The sequence below is a fragment of the Photobacterium lipolyticum genome (genome assembly GCF_003026475.1).
In the GTDB taxonomy this organism is placed as follows: Bacteria; Pseudomonadota; Gammaproteobacteria; order Enterobacterales; family Vibrionaceae; genus Photobacterium; species Photobacterium lipolyticum.
The window spans coordinates 172,112-186,001 of record NZ_PYMC01000008.1; the positions used below are offsets into that span (position 1 = coordinate 172,112).

Annotated in this window: 13 protein-coding genes, 1 other RNA gene and 1 pseudogene; 8 read left to right on the plus strand and 7 right to left on the minus strand. The window is 47.6% G+C overall.

Going from position 1 to position 13,890, the window contains the following annotated elements:
- Window positions 1-84 precede the first annotated feature (84 nt).
- From epd to mscS, 4 genes are all read left to right on the plus strand, one after another.
- A complete protein-coding gene (epd, locus tag C9I89_RS12935) occupies window positions 85-1,155 on the plus strand; it encodes an erythrose-4-phosphate dehydrogenase (protein WP_107283755.1) in 1,071 nt (356 codons plus the stop codon).
- 90 nt (window positions 1,156-1,245) lie between these two features.
- Window positions 1,246-2,409 (plus strand): phosphoglycerate kinase, encoded by a 1,164-nt coding sequence (locus C9I89_RS12940; protein ID WP_107283756.1) that lies wholly within the window; start codon window positions 1,246-1,248, stop codon window positions 2,407-2,409.
- Window positions 2,410-2,554: 145 nt separating this feature from the next.
- Entirely contained in the window at window positions 2,555-3,631 is a 1,077-nt protein-coding gene (gene fbaA / locus C9I89_RS12945; RefSeq protein ID WP_107283757.1) for a class II fructose-bisphosphate aldolase, read from the plus strand.
- Between the two features lie 222 nt (window positions 3,632-3,853).
- Complete coding sequence (mscS, locus tag C9I89_RS12950; protein ID WP_107283758.1) at window positions 3,854-4,738, plus strand: small-conductance mechanosensitive channel MscS; 885 nt, start codon at window positions 3,854-3,856, stop codon at window positions 4,736-4,738.
- 71 nt (window positions 4,739-4,809) lie between these two features.
- Here the strand turns inward: mscS and C9I89_RS12955 are convergent, their stop codons facing one another.
- Both C9I89_RS12955 and C9I89_RS12960 read right to left on the minus strand, forming a co-directional pair.
- Window positions 4,810-5,331 carry a YbaK/EbsC family protein gene (locus C9I89_RS12955; RefSeq protein ID WP_107283816.1) on the minus strand — a complete coding sequence of 174 codons (522 nt, stop codon included), beginning with the start codon at window positions 5,329-5,331 and terminating at the stop codon, window positions 4,810-4,812.
- Window positions 5,332-5,340: 9 nt separating this feature from the next.
- Window positions 5,341-5,536: pseudogene (locus C9I89_RS12960) on the minus strand (amino acid transporter); the annotation flags it as partial.
- A gap of 211 nt (window positions 5,537-5,747) precedes the next feature.
- Here C9I89_RS12960 and C9I89_RS12965 point away from each other — a divergent pair.
- The gene (locus C9I89_RS12965; protein WP_107283759.1) at window positions 5,748-6,452 is read left to right on the plus strand and encodes an oxidative stress defense protein; all 705 of its coding nucleotides are present in this window, start codon (window positions 5,748-5,750) and stop codon (window positions 6,450-6,452) included.
- A 221-nt stretch (window positions 6,453-6,673) separates the two neighbouring features.
- Here C9I89_RS12965 and serA read toward each other — a convergent pair whose 3' ends face one another.
- From serA to zapA, 5 genes are all read right to left on the minus strand, one after another.
- Window positions 6,674-7,903, minus strand: a complete 1,230-nt coding sequence (serA, locus tag C9I89_RS12970) for a phosphoglycerate dehydrogenase (RefSeq protein ID WP_107283760.1) — start codon at window positions 7,901-7,903, stop codon at window positions 6,674-6,676.
- A gap of 275 nt (window positions 7,904-8,178) precedes the next feature.
- Window positions 8,179-8,838 carry a ribose-5-phosphate isomerase RpiA gene (gene rpiA / locus C9I89_RS12975; RefSeq protein ID WP_107283761.1) on the minus strand — a complete coding sequence of 220 codons (660 nt, stop codon included), beginning with the start codon at window positions 8,836-8,838 and terminating at the stop codon, window positions 8,179-8,181.
- Window positions 8,839-9,107: 269 nt separating this feature from the next.
- Window positions 9,108-9,710, minus strand: a complete 603-nt coding sequence (locus C9I89_RS12980) for a 5-formyltetrahydrofolate cyclo-ligase (protein WP_107283762.1) — start codon at window positions 9,708-9,710, stop codon at window positions 9,108-9,110.
- A 104-nt stretch (window positions 9,711-9,814) separates the two neighbouring features.
- A non-coding RNA gene (ssrS, locus tag C9I89_RS12985) (6S RNA) lies at window positions 9,815-9,997 on the minus strand.
- A 7-nt stretch (window positions 9,998-10,004) separates the two neighbouring features.
- Window positions 10,005-10,307, minus strand: a complete 303-nt coding sequence (gene zapA / locus C9I89_RS12990) for a cell division protein ZapA (protein ID WP_107283763.1) — start codon at window positions 10,305-10,307, stop codon at window positions 10,005-10,007.
- A 276-nt stretch (window positions 10,308-10,583) separates the two neighbouring features.
- Between zapA and C9I89_RS12995 the strand changes: the two genes are divergently transcribed.
- The 3 genes from C9I89_RS12995 to C9I89_RS13005 are packed head-to-tail and all read left to right on the plus strand — an operon-like array spanning window position 10,584 to window position 13,686.
- Window positions 10,584-11,231 (plus strand): UPF0149 family protein, encoded by a 648-nt coding sequence (locus C9I89_RS12995; protein ID WP_107283764.1) that lies wholly within the window; start codon window positions 10,584-10,586, stop codon window positions 11,229-11,231.
- A gap of 23 nt (window positions 11,232-11,254) precedes the next feature.
- Window positions 11,255-12,460, plus strand: a complete 1,206-nt coding sequence (gene ubiH / locus C9I89_RS13000) for a 2-octaprenyl-6-methoxyphenyl hydroxylase (RefSeq protein ID WP_107283765.1) — start codon at window positions 11,255-11,257, stop codon at window positions 12,458-12,460.
- A 17-nt stretch (window positions 12,461-12,477) separates the two neighbouring features.
- Window positions 12,478-13,686, plus strand: a complete 1,209-nt coding sequence (locus tag C9I89_RS13005; RefSeq protein ID WP_170107694.1) for an FAD-dependent 2-octaprenylphenol hydroxylase — start codon at window positions 12,478-12,480, stop codon at window positions 13,684-13,686.
- Window positions 13,687-13,890: the final 204 nt, after the last annotated feature.

Consider the following 13,890-nt stretch of genomic DNA (forward strand, 5'->3'; position numbering starts at 1 on the left):
AGCCGTGATAGCTGTCACAATTAGGGTGATTCTGGACTGAGCTTGTTATACACTATCGCCGCTTAGTATTTTGGTAGCATGGATATGACACTGAAAGTCGCAATTAATGGATTCGGTCGCATTGGTCGCAGTGTGCTTCGCGCACTGTACGAGAGCGATAAACATACTCAGATAAAAGTCGTGGCGGTTAACGAGCTGGCCGAGCCTGAAGCGATGGCTCACTTGTTGCAGTATGACAGCAGCCATGGCCGATTCTTTAAGACCGTCTCTCATGATCAGGAGCATCTCTTTATTGCTCATGATAATGGCGAGCAAGACCGCGTTCGCATTTTGCACCAAAATGATATTACCCTTTTGCCCTGGCATGATTTAGATGTCGATATCGTTCTCGACTGTACCGGGGTGTATGGATCTCGCGATGATGGCCTTGCCCACATTAAGGCGGGGGCGAAGAAAGTGTTATTTTCTCATCCCGCAGCCACTGATATCGACAATACGATTATCTATGGTGTGAACCATGAGACGCTCAAGCCTGAGCACCGCATTGTTTCTAATGGTTCCTGTACCACCAACTGTATTGTCCCGGTGATCAAAGTACTTGATGAAACCTTTGGTATCGAATCCGGCACAATCACCACCATCCACTCTGCGATGAATGACCAACAGGTTATCGACGCTTACCATTCTGATTTGCGTCGTACCCGGGCTGCCAGTCAGTCAATTATTCCTGTTGATACTAAACTGCATCTTGGGATTGGTCGTATATTCCCGAAACTTTCTGACAAATTTGAAGCAATTTCCGTGCGTGTACCTACAATTAACGTCACAGCAATGGATTTAAGTGTCACAGTTAAAACAAATGTGAAAGTTAATGACGTAAATCAATCACTGTCTGAGGCATCTCGTTGTACATTAGATGGTATTGTGGATTACACCGAAGCACCGCTGGTTTCCATCGATTTTAATCACGATCCCCATAGCGCGATAGTCGACGGCACGCAAACGCGAGTCAGCAATAAGCACTTAATAAAGTTGCTGGTGTGGTGTGATAACGAATGGGGATTTGCCAACCGTATGTTAGATACCGCGTTGGCTATGCATGCTACTGATGCTGTGCAACATAGTGTTGCCGCGATGCAGTATAGCGAAGCATAACAGCAGTAAAGAATTATTTGGGTCTGGCAGTGACGCCGGGCTGGTAAAGAACTTTAAATTTTATTTTTAACACTGTTGAGAGGACAAACCATGTCTGTAATCAAGATGACTGATCTGGAACTTGCTGGTAAGCGCGTATTTATTCGTGCAGATCTAAACGTACCAGTTAAAGACGGTAAAGTAACATCTGACGCGCGTATTCTAGCGTCTCTTCCAACTATCAAGCTCTGCCTAGAAGCTGGCGCTAAAGTAATGGTTACTTCACACCTTGGTCGTCCAACTGAAGGTGAGTACAACGAAGAGTTCTCTCTAGCTCCAGTAGTTAACTACTTAAATGACGCATTAGATTGTGACGTTAAACTAGCGAAAGATTACCTGGATGGTCTTGAACTAAACGCTGGTGAGCTAGTTGTTCTTGAAAACGTTCGCTTTAACAAAGGCGAGAAGAAGAACGAAGAAGAGCTTTCTAAGAAATATGCAGCACTTTGTGACATCTTCGTAATGGATGCATTCGGTACGGCTCACCGTGCACAAGCATCGACTCACGGTGTTGGCATGTACGCACCGGTAGCATGTGCGGGCCCTCTGCTAGCTGCTGAGCTCGAAGCGCTTGGTAAAGCAATGGACAATCCAGCTCGTCCGCTGGTTGCAATCGTTGGTGGTTCTAAAGTTTCTACTAAACTGACTGTTCTTGAGTCGCTATCTAAAATCGCTGACCAACTGGTTGTTGGTGGTGGTATCGCGAATACTTTCATTGCCGCTGAAGGCCACAATGTTGGTAAATCTCTATACGAAGCAGATTTAGTTGAAACAGCTAAAAAACTAATGAAAGAGTGTGCTATTCCTGTTGCAACTGACGTTGCATGTGCAAAAGCATTCGATGAGAACGCAGAAGCTGAAATTAAGCACGTTTCTGAAGTTCAAGACGACGACATGATTTTTGACCTGGGCCCAGATTCAACAGCTGCTCTTGCTGAAATCATCGGCAATGCAAAAACAATTCTTTGGAATGGCCCTGTTGGCGTATTTGAATTCAAGAACTTTGAAGCGGGTACTGCCGGTATTTCTAAAGCAATCGCAGAATCCGAAGGTTTCTCTGTTGCTGGTGGCGGTGACACATTAGCTGCTATCGACAAGTTCGGCATCAAAGCTGATGTTTCTTACATTTCTACTGGTGGCGGTGCGTTCCTTGAGTTCGTTGAAGGTAAAGTATTACCAGCCGTTGCGATGCTAGAAGAGCGCGCAAAAGCATAATTAAATAAGCTGGGAGCGCGTGCTCCCACCTTTTAATGTTTGTGAATCGGATCAAGTTTTTATAGAATGCTTGACCGGAAGCAAACGTTTGCAAAGTTTCGTTAAATATTTAACTCAGACTACGAAAGTAAATAGGACTATTGTTATGTCTAAGATCTTCGATTTTGTAAAACCTGGCGTAATTTCTGGCGACGACGTTCAGAAAGTTTTTGAAGTAGCAAAAGAAAACAAATTTGCTCTTCCTGCAGTTAACGTTGTTAACACTGACACTATCAACGGTGTTCTAGAAGCAGCAGCTAAAGTTAAAGCGCCTGTAGTTGTTCAGTTCTCTAACGGCGGTGCTGGTTTCTTCGCTGGTAAAGGTCTGAAACTAGAAGGTCAGGGTACACAAATCCTTGGTGCGGTAGCGGGTGCTAAGTACGTTCACGCCGTTGCTGAATCTTACGGTGTTCCAGTGATTCTTCACACTGACCACGCTGCTAAGAAACTTCTTCCTTGGATCGACGGCCTACTAGACGCGGGTGAAGCATTCTTCGCTGAAACTGGTAAGCCTCTATTCTCTTCTCACATGATCGACCTTTCTGAAGAGTCTCTAGAAGAGAACATCGAAATCTCAGGCAAATACCTAGAGCGTATGGCTAAGATGGGTATGACGCTAGAAATCGAACTGGGTTGTACTGGTGGTGAAGAAGACGGCGTTGATAACTCTGATATGGACGCTTCTGAGCTTTACACTTCTCCTGAAGATGTAGCTTACGCATACGAGAAACTAAGCGCGATCAGCCCACGTTTCACTATCGCAGCATCTTTCGGTAACGTACACGGTGTATACCAGGCGGGTAACGTTGTTCTTACTCCAACTATCCTGCGTGACTCTCAAGCATACTGTGCAGAGAAGTTCGGTATCGCACCTAACGCTCTGAACTTCGTATTCCACGGTGGTTCTGGTTCTTCTGAAGCAGAAATCCAAGAGTCAATCGGCTACGGTGTTATCAAAATGAACATCGATACTGATACTCAGTGGGCTTCATGGGATGGTATTCGTCAGTACGAAGCTGCAAACCATGATTACCTACAGGGTCAAATTGGTAACCCAACTGGCGAAGCTGCGCCAAACAAGAAGTACTACGATCCACGCGTATGGTTACGTGCTGGTCAAGAGTCTATGGTTGCTCGTCTTGAGAAAGCATTCTCAGACCTTAACGCAATCGACGTACTGTAATTTAGTACGGACCGATGTAATCCACGCTTAGGCGTTGGACATTGAGATTATTTAAAAGCCCGCATTGCGGGCTTTTTTATTATCCGGATATATAAATTGGTATATATTAACAGGTAGACAAAAAAACCATTCCTATCAATAGCCTTTCAATCTTTAATAAGAATGTCGAGGATGTCGGGGGGGAGTGCTAATTCTTTCGGGATAAATAAAGAGAGAGTAATAATGAGTGAGAGTGTTACAGACAAGGTTGTTGATACCCTTGCCGATAATGAGCTAACGAATGGCGTACTTAATGCCGGTACCTGGGTGGCCGATAATCAGGATCTGTTGATCCAGTATGGTGTTAACCTGATCTCGGCTATTCTGATCCTATTCGTAGGTAATCTTATTGTTAAAGGAATTGCGAATGGCGTGGCGAAAGTGCTGCGCAAAAAGAGCATGGACGAGGCGGTTGTTGAATTTCTGCATTCGCTCGTGCGCTATCTGCTGTTTGTGATTGTCTTAATTGCAGCGCTTGGTCGGTTAGGCGTTCAGACGGCATCTGTCGTTGCGGTTATCGGTGCCGCGGGTTTGGCGATTGGATTAGCACTGCAAGGCTCACTATCTAACTTTGCCGCGGGTGTACTGATTGTCGGGTTCCGTCCGTTCAAATCCGGTGATTACGTTGAAATTGGTGGCGTGGCGGGATCGGTTGAGTCGATTCAAATTTTCTCAACGGTACTGTGCACGCCAGATAACAAAATGGTAGTGGTACCAAATGGTGCGGTCATTAGTAGCCCCATTACGAACTATTCACGCCATGAAACACGCCGAATTGATTTTGTTATCGGGGTCTCTTATGACGCTGATTTGAAGAAAACCAAAGAAGTACTCGCACGTGTTGTTGCCGCTGATTCGCGGGTATTAAAAGATCCCGCACCAACCATTGGTGTTGTGGCTCTGGCGGATTCCTCTGTTAACTTAGTGGTTCGGCCATGGGTTAAAACCGCTGATTACTGGCGTGTATACTTCGATTTGCTACAAGCGATTAAAGAAGAGCTTGATAAAGAAGACATTACAATTCCGTACCCTCAAATGGATGTGCATTTGAATAAGCTGGAAGGCTAATTCCCGCCGGTCAGTCGTCTTTGATGACAATAAAAATGGAGCCCATTGGGCTCCATTTTTATATGGATACATTAGGCAATGTGCGCTTGCAGGTCCGGTGCTGACGGTAGCTGAATCTGCGGGTTTGGCAGTAACGCCAACAGCACATCCAGTTTGTCGCTGGCAAAGGCGAATGTCATGGTTGGCTTGCCGGGGGTGTACATTAATTCGTCAAACGAATAGAGCACAGGGTCAATCAGTAAAGTGATGTGCTCTGGGAGACCGAATGGACAGACCGCACCTGGCTCACAACCGATGGCGGCTACCATTTCATCATTGCTGCAAATCGATACGCGTTTACCTACCAACGATTTCACCAACTTGCTGTCGAGTCGACTGTCGCGATGGGTCAATAACAAGCAATGACCGCCGCCTTTGAGTTTCATGAATAAACTTTTGGTTGGTGCTGCAGTTATACCGAGTTCGGCACTGATGCGTTGATCGGTCTCGAAATCCAGTATGGGTTCATGCTGCCACTGTTGATAGCCGACACCGGCTTTGCTGAACAGGGCAAGATTATTGAGATAAATAGCTTCTAATTGTTCAGGCAACATATTGTGTCCAAGTCCTTTTGCTAAGTGGGCGGCGATGAAGAACATCATAGCGGCAACGGGAAGATCAATACTGCGCTTTACCTTTGGTTTTGACAAGATTGGACCTAATTGGGCTGTTCCGATAGACAAAGGAAGCCATATTGGTACCGATGACAAAAGCGATCCGGTCATTAGCTTCAAACTGGCCGCCAATGGATCCCAGAACGCCAGAGATGCTGGTAAGCCACGCACGGAAGGTGCTACCACAGTAATGCGTGTCATCGGCAGTCTATAATTACTGATAAATAAAACAGTATTCAAAAAATAGTAAGGACGGGATAATTCTGTGAATTCTGTTGTCGAACCCATACACGTTACGCATTATCGAATATTCGCCATCAATAATATTTTCAATAATAAGAGAGTAGGAAAGCCATATGAAGAAACATTTACTAGCGGTGGTATTAGTAGGCGCCAGTTCATTGATCTCTGCGGAAGTAATGGCAGCGGACGTCGCTTTCCCGCATCTGGAAACCACAGGGATGGGGGAAGTCATGGCCCAGCCTGACATGGCAGTGTTCTCGGTTGAAGTCGTCGAAACCCGTCAGACGGCAAAAGAAGCCAAACTTGCTGTGGATAAAGCCGTCACCGCATTTAACGAACGCCTGAAGAGGCAAGGTGTGGAGCGCACAGATATTATGAGCGCGAATATTACGTTACATCCCCAATACCATTATCCAAAAGATAAACAGCCAGAGCTAACGGGCTATCGTGCCAGTCGTCATATAACGGTAACCGTTAAGCTACTAGAGAAGTTGAACGAATATTTAGATGGCGCTTTGGGTGATGGTATCAACCGTATTAATCACATCGAGCTGAAAGTCAGCAATGAGGCGGAATTCATCGAGCAGGCGCGCCAGGCTGCGATTAAAGATGCCCAGGAAAAAGCGGAATCATTAGCGAAGGGGTTTGGTGAGAATATTGAAGGGGTGTGGAAGATCACGTATCACGCCGCTAGCCCACGCCCGGAAATGATGAGGGCAATGGCCATGGACGTCGGCGGAGAAACGGCTGCAACCTATCAAGATGCTCAAATTACGATTCGGGATCGGGTGGAAGTGGTGTTTAAGCTTGAGGAATAGAAGATATTTTGAGTTGCGAGATTCGAGTTTCTAGTTTCGAGTGACGAGGAAAATCAAAAACTTGACTTCAAAAGCTGACTCGAAGAGTCTGCCGGACCATAGGACTAAAACACAAAAAGGAGAGCGAATGCTCTCCTTTCTCTAATCTCTAATCTCTAATCTCTAATCTCGCATCTCGCATCTCAAATCTCGAAACTAGTCTCTCGATTCTGCCGTTTTGATCAATGCAGAATACGGGCACGAATGGTGCCGTCGATTGCTTTTAGCTTACGGAGGGCTTCTTCCGAGCGCTCGGTTTCCACATCGATAACCACATAACCGATCTTGGCACCTGTTTGCAGATACTGGGCGGCAATGTTGATCCCTTCTGCGGCGAAGATCGTGGTGATCTGATTCAGGATCCCTGGGCGATTTTCATGAATGTGCAATAGACGCGAACAGTTGCGGTGCTCGGGCAGTGACACTTCAGGGAAGCCAACCGCTGACAATGTTGAACCATTATCGGAATATTTAACTAACTTACCGGCTACTTCGATCCCGATGTTTTCCTGCGCTTCCTGGGTTGAGCCACCGATATGCGGTGTCAACAACACATTGTCAAATTGCGCCAGTGGTGATTTGAACGGGTCTTGATTGGTTTTAGGCTCTACCGGGAATACGTCAATCGCAGCGCCCGCGAGGTGCTTGCTTTCCAGTGCGCTACATAACGCATCAATTTCAACCACAGTACCACGCGCGGCATTGATGAAAATCGCCCCTGGTTTCATGCGAGCAAATTCATCAGCGCCCATCATATCTTGAGTGTCAGGGGTTTCCGGCACATGCAGGCTGATCACATCACACTTGTTGAGCAGCTCGGTCATTGAGCGAACCTGCGTGGCGTTACCCAGAGAGAGCTTGTTTTCGATATCGTAGAAATAGACTCGCATACCGAGATTTTCAGCCAGAATACCGAGCTGAGTACCGATGTGACCGTAGCCAATGATACCTAAGCGTTTGCCTCGCGCTTCATAAGAATGATCGGCGGACTTCTGCCATTCGCCGCGATGGGCTTTGGCGTTCTTTTCCGGAATACCACGAAGCAGCAGCAGGATTTCTCCCAGTACTAACTCAGCGACACTTCGGGTATTTGAGAAGGGGGCGTTAAAAACCGGAATACCCCGTTTGCTAGCTCCTGCAAGATCAACCTGATTGGTACCGATACAGAAACAACCCACAGCCATCAGCTTATTAGCTGAGTCAAAGACTTCTTCAGTTAGCTGAGTACGCGAGCGAATACCAACAAAATGAGCGTCTTTGATCGCTTCGAGCAGTTCGTCACCGGCAAGCGAACCTTTATGGTATTCAATATTGGTATAACCAGCCTGCTGTAAAACCTCAAGTGTAGAAGGGTGAAGCCCTTCCAATAAGAGAATTTTAATTTTTTCTTTATCCAGTGAAATTTTAGCCATTGGGTTCTCATCCTTTAAAACATGAGTGGCAGGAACTCAGGTTGGGCAACCGGCGATGCTGAACTGAAAAGGAATAATGGTGTAGCGGCTGCGGGTAATATCCTTTTCCTGCGCGCCAGTAGCCTGAGGCTTACACTCAAATGATAGCTACATGCTGTTCATTAAAGTATCAAATAATAACCAGTATGGGTAAGAATATTACAAAAAAGATAATAAAAAACGGCATAAATTATGCCGTTTCGTAATCTAATAACATAAGCAACGGCTATGATTGCTTATTTCTCGAATTTTTTCACACCGTCAGGCGAGCCAACCAGCAGAACATCCGCTCCGCGGTGAGCAAACAGACCGACAGTCACCACACCTGGCAGGGCATTGATTTTATCTTCCATCGCCTTCGCGTCAGTGATTGCCATGTTATGCACGTCAATAATGATATTGCCGTTATCTGTCACAACACCTTCACGGTATACCGGATCGCCACCAAGCTTCACCAGCTCACGGCCGATAAATGAACGTGCCATTGGGATCACTTCAACAGGCAGAGGGAACTGGCCCAGAACGTCTACTTGTTTAGTATTATCAACAATGCAGATGAATTTTTTGGACATTGCAGCAACGATTTTTTCGCGCGTCAGTGCCGCGCCGCCGCCTTTGATCATGTCATATTGACCATTGATTTCGTCGGCACCATCAACATAAATATCGAGGCCGTCAACGTCGTTGGCATCAAAAACCGGAATGCCGATTTGTTCCAGACGTTCAGTAGAAGCGACCGAGCTTGAAACAGCCCCTTTGATCTCTTCTTTACGGGTTTCCAGTGCGTCGATGAAGTGATTAACGGTTGAGCCTGTCCCTACACCGACAATGCTGCCTTTTGTAACGTATTCCAGTGCAGCCCAGCCAGCCGCTTTCTTCATTTCATCTTGTGTCATGCCTTTCTCCTAGTAATGGCTAATACCAAACTGAACAATTTTCTGGTTGGATCAGATAATTGTTCAGTTTGGTATCACGTTGCGCGGAGCGCTGATTATAACTAAGAGTGTGTGGTACGTCAGGGCAAATTTTGACTGAGATCGCTGTTCTCATATTCAGAAATCATAAATCTATTAATAACATATAGTTAGCGGAGATAGTTGTAGCACATTAAAACCAAACGTTTGCGTGGGTGCGTATATGAAGGAAAGACGTCAGTATTCGATCATCACCAGGAAAAATGACAGGAGGGGGTGATGATTTCGGGTAAAGGGACATCCCAGGCTTCGAACGGCAGGTTTTCGACCTGCTGGCAGTCATGAGCCAACCCCAGCGGGCGTGGGCCTTGCTTTTCATGGTGCCAGCGATTGAGCGTACGGTCATAATAACCGCCTCCCATTCCCAGGCGCTGACCGGTACTATCAAAGGCGACCAGCGGGGTGCAGATCAGATCCAGTTCATTCACCGGCTTGACCAAGCGAATATCTAATACCGGCTCTTGGATCTGATATTTGTTCAGCGTCATTCGTGTATCTGGAGTGTAATGCAGAAACAGCAACTGGCCTTTGCTGAAAGGATGCAGGACGGGCAGGTAGACCGATTTACCGTGCCGCCACAGCCAGTCAATGAGTGGCTGAGTATCGATTTCACCGTCATTGGATAAATACAGTGCAATATGATGGGCGTCGATAACACTCGCCACCTGTTGGAATAGTATGAGTAGATCGTGCGCGGCATGCTGTTGTTGCAGAGGGCTAAGGCCGCGGCGACGCAGACGAATGTGTTGGCGAATGTGCTGGCGAGAAGAAGATGGTTGAACAGGTGAACTCATAGGTCATCCAATGACAGAGGTTGTTCGGGTAATTATAGAGCGAGCATCTGGTGGAGGAGTTTCTAGAATCTCAAATTTCGATTCTCGTTACTATAGAGTAGAGGGTATGCCCCAGGGTGCCGTTGCGCATTGTGGCCCTTGAACCAGATGTTCAAGGTGGATCAGCAACATTAACCGCAGGCTTCTCAGTCGGGCTGAGCATGCTCAATAGCTAATAGGCAGCCAATCCTGTTTTTTTGCTTATCGGCTCGGGGACGTTAATACGCTGACGTACACCCCAGGGTCAATTCATTATCAACGCTTTGGTTGATTTTGCAATGCCTTATCCAAAGTTTCTGTTAATTCACTGATTCTATTGGATAAATTTGAAGCACTGCCGTTATGTTCTCTACGCTCTGTGTGCATTTCGTTGCACACGTTTAAGCCGGCAAACATCAGTAGTTGCTCGGTGTTTGTTACCTTTGTGCGCTCAGACAGATCTTTCAAGCGCTGGTCAAAATCTGCCGCTGCTTCTTGCAATGCTTCTTCCTGACCTAATGGACAGTTTACCTTTAAGAACCTGCCTAAAACTTGAATTTCAACTGTCTGAGTACTCATAAATCTTTAATCAGCTCCGTGCCAGAATACTGTCTGCTTAGCATTCTGCTTGCAATGGGAAGATAATATAGAAAAAGCCTTTTCAACATGCAAGCTCACTCATCACGCTTTAGATGGATGAGTCACTGACTAATCAGATATTAACCAGTCTGCTGCAATCTGCTGCAACTGCAAACATAGCCCAAGCTTTCCAGAAAGGGTATTAGCCTGACTTGAGGCTAAGTGGTAGCATAACACAATTAATATTGGCACCAATGAGACGAAGGTGAAACACCCATGAGCGAAGTAAAAATACCCGCATATGACGCTGTTGATGCAGCATTAAAGGATCACGGTTTAGCGGCTTCTCCATCAGAGCTTCACGGCCTGCTGAGCGGCATGATCTGCGGTGGCCTGGCGATAGACGATGAAAGCTGGATCGGTCCGGTAAGCGACTACGCCAACGAGGGTGAACCTTTAACTGATGGTGCGAAAGCGGCAGTACGGGCGGTATTTGATGCAGCCTCAACCGAGCTGGGTGGATTAGCGACAATACTGTTTACCTCAACGGCTGCTGAACTGGCTAATTACGAATTCAACATTTCTTTACTGCTGCCCGCCGAAGAGGCCGAGCTGATGCTGCGTGCCGAAGCATTGAGTGAGTGGGCCACTAATTTTATTTCAGGTTTGGGCTTGATGGGATTGGAAAAAGCCAAGCTGTCTCCGGAAGTGACTGAAGCCGTTTCGGTGCTGGAAGAGATCGCCCAATTAGGCATCGATGAAGATGAAGACATGGCAGAGCAGGAGCAGCTGTTCGATAATGTGGTCGCTTATGTACCTGAGTGCGTGTTGACCTGTCTGGTTGAGTTGAGCCAGCGTCCAGGTGCCGTTGAAGAGCCGAATATCCCTGGTATTGGTCAGGGTGAAAAAACGACGCAGCATTAATTATTAACGCTAAGGGACTGGATGTGAAACAGTATGATGTTGTGATTGCCGGGGGCGCGATGGCCGGCGCGGCATTGGCAATTGCACTGAATAAACTCAGTGGCAATCGTTGCGATAGTGTTAGGGGGTTGCGTATTGCGGTTGTTGAAGCCGTCAAACCTAAACTGGAGCAGCACCCGGGTTACGATGCGCGCAGTATCGCGTTATCTTTAGGCTCTGCCAATCTGCTGGATAAAATTGGGGTCTGGTCGAAACTGGCCAATGTCGCGACCCCGATTTCTCATATCCATGTCTCTGATCGCGGCCATGCGGGTATGGTTCGTATGGATGCGAAAGAGATGGCGGTTGATGCGCTGGGTTATGTGGTTGAACTGGCTGATACCGGCGCGTTGTTTCATCAGCTGCTTAATGAGCAGGATCAGACCGATCTCTATTGCCCGGCAACGATCACTGGTATTTCACGTACTCGGCAGCAAGTCAATCTAACCCTCGAGTCGGGAGAGCAACTGCAAACCCGGCTACTGGTGACGGCTGATGGTGCCTTGTCGGGTTGTTGCAAACTGTTAGGCATACCTCGCACTGAACACGACTTTGAACAAGTGGCCGTGATTGCCAATATAACCACCGCAATAGCGCATCGGGGCCGAGCTTTTGAGCGTTTCACCCCTTATGGCCCGGTTGCTTTGTTACCGATGTCAGAAGGGCGGAGTTCACTGGTGTGGTGCATTAAGCCCGAGCATCAGGCCGTGGTAATGGGCTGGGACGATGCGCGGTTCCTGGCTGAGTTACAGCAGGTTTTTGGCTGGCGTTTAGGCCAGTTAGTTAAAACGGGCCAACGTGCAGCCTATCCGTTATTGCTGCGCCAGTCACAGTCTCTGGTCTCGCACCGTGTCGCCGTGGTGGGTAATGCGGCTCAAACGCTGCATCCGATTGCCGGACAAGGATTTAATTTAGGACTGCGTGATGTCATGTCACTGGCCGAAGAGATCGTGCGTGGTCTCGAGCAGGGCGAAGATGCAGGCAGTGCTGCGATGTTAAGCCGTTACCGCCAGCGTCGCATGCCGGATCGTGAGGCGACAGTCGCAATGACATCAGGGCTGGTGAGCCTCTTTGCCAATGACAGCTTTCCTCTTGTTGCTGGCCGTAATATCGGCCTGATGGCAATGAATATTTTTGATACGTTAAAAGCACCGCTGCTAAGGCGTGCGATGGGACAGGTCGAAAGATAATTAATGGAATTGGTATAATGATGCAGAGTGTTGATGTTGCCATTATTGGTGGGGGAATGGTTGGTTTAACCCTGGCCGCTGCGTTAGCAGACACCGAGTTGCGTGTTGCCGTAATTGAAGGCCAGCTGCCTGCCCCTGAACTTGCTCCATTACCGGATTTACGTGTTTCCGCATTAAGCCGAGCCAGCGAACGTATTCTTCGCCGGACCGGTGCCTGGCCGGGTATTGAAGCCCGTCGTCTGAGCCCTTACAGCAAAATGGAGGTCTGGGAGCAAGATAGCTTTGCCAGCATTCAATTTGATGCCGAACGTTTAGCTCAGCCGAATTTAGGTTACATCGTAGAAAACCGGGTCATTCAGTTGGCGCTGCTGGATCGCGTTAACCAGTTGAGCAATGTGACCCTGCTGGCGCCTGAACGTTGTAAGAACATCGCTTTCGGTGAAAGCGAAGCCTGGCTAAGCATGGAATCGGGCAAAAACCTGACAGCCAAGCTGGTGGTCGGTGCGGACGGCGCTAACTCCTGGGTCCGTCACCAGCTGGATATTCCACTGACTCACTGGGATTACGGTCATAGTGCAATTGTTGCCAATATCCGTTGTGATGAAGCCCATGATCAAACTGCCCGCCAGATCTTCCGTCCGCAAGGGCCGCTGGCCTTCCTGCCCTTAGCTGAAAGCAACTTATGCTCTATTGTCTGGTCTGTGCAACCGGAAGAGGCAGAGCTGTTGTGTGGGTTAAGTGACGAAGAATTTAATAAGTCACTCACTGCTGCTTCTGATCACCGTTTAGGTTTATGTAAAGTCGATGGTGAACGCCAGACGTTCCCACTGAAAATGCGTTATGCCCGCGACTTTGTCCGCGACCGTGTTGCTTTAGTCGGTGATGCCGCGCACACCATTCATCCTTTAGCGGGACAGGGCGTGAACCTCGGTTTGCTCGATGCGGCAAGTCTGGCTCAGGAGCTCAAAGCGTTGTGGCACCATGAACAGGATATCGGCAAGAAAGCCAACTTGCGTCATTATGAGCGCTGGCGAAAAGCGGAAGCCGCTAAAATGATCACCGCAATGCAGGCATTCCGGGATGTATTCGACGGAAGCAACCCGGCTAAAAAGCTGGTGCGGGATCTGGGTATGTTGATTGCGGATAAAGCGCCGGGAGTCAAAGATGAGTTTATGCGCAGGGCTCTGGGTTTATCGGGTGAGTTACCTGAACTAGCTAAGTATTAATACCAATCGGTATTAAACCGTATATTGAAGCCATCTCTATTGAGATGGTTTTTTTTATCTGCCAGATAACAAAGATAAATTGATCACAAAAGGGATTTTTTCACCTACAGTAAATAACAGGAAATCGATGCCGGGTGAGTTACAGCAAAAACTGTAGGCTGTAGTTGTACCAGACTGATTAGTTAGGTGTTCTCTCAGTGCATA

What these genes read in the sequence shown, in the direction of transcription:
- epd (WP_107283755.1), top strand. Translation starts at nt 85, where the DNA reads ATGACACTGAAAGTCGCAATTAATGGATTCGGTCGCATTGGTCGCAGT.
- C9I89_RS12940 (WP_107283756.1), top strand. Translation starts at nt 1,246, where the DNA reads ATGTCTGTAATCAAGATGACTGATCTGGAACTTGCTGGTAAGCGCGTA.
- fbaA (WP_107283757.1), top strand. Translation starts at nt 2,555, where the DNA reads ATGTCTAAGATCTTCGATTTTGTAAAACCTGGCGTAATTTCTGGCGAC.
- mscS (WP_107283758.1), top strand. Translation starts at nt 3,854, where the DNA reads ATGAGTGAGAGTGTTACAGACAAGGTTGTTGATACCCTTGCCGATAAT.
- C9I89_RS12955 (WP_107283816.1), bottom strand. Translation starts at nt 5,331, where the DNA reads ATGTTGCCTGAACAATTAGAAGCTATTTATCTCAATAATCTTGCCCTG.
- C9I89_RS12965 (WP_107283759.1), top strand. Translation starts at nt 5,748, where the DNA reads ATGAAGAAACATTTACTAGCGGTGGTATTAGTAGGCGCCAGTTCATTG.
- serA (WP_107283760.1), bottom strand. Translation starts at nt 7,903, where the DNA reads ATGGCTAAAATTTCACTGGATAAAGAAAAAATTAAAATTCTCTTATTG.
- rpiA (WP_107283761.1), bottom strand. Translation starts at nt 8,838, where the DNA reads ATGACACAAGATGAAATGAAGAAAGCGGCTGGCTGGGCTGCACTGGAA.
- C9I89_RS12980 (WP_107283762.1), bottom strand. Translation starts at nt 9,710, where the DNA reads ATGAGTTCACCTGTTCAACCATCTTCTTCTCGCCAGCACATTCGCCAA.
- zapA (WP_107283763.1), bottom strand. Translation starts at nt 10,307, where the DNA reads ATGAGTACTCAGACAGTTGAAATTCAAGTTTTAGGCAGGTTCTTAAAG.
- C9I89_RS12995 (WP_107283764.1), top strand. Translation starts at nt 10,584, where the DNA reads ATGAGCGAAGTAAAAATACCCGCATATGACGCTGTTGATGCAGCATTA.
- C9I89_RS13005 (WP_170107694.1), top strand. Translation starts at nt 12,478, where the DNA reads ATGATGCAGAGTGTTGATGTTGCCATTATTGGTGGGGGAATGGTTGGT.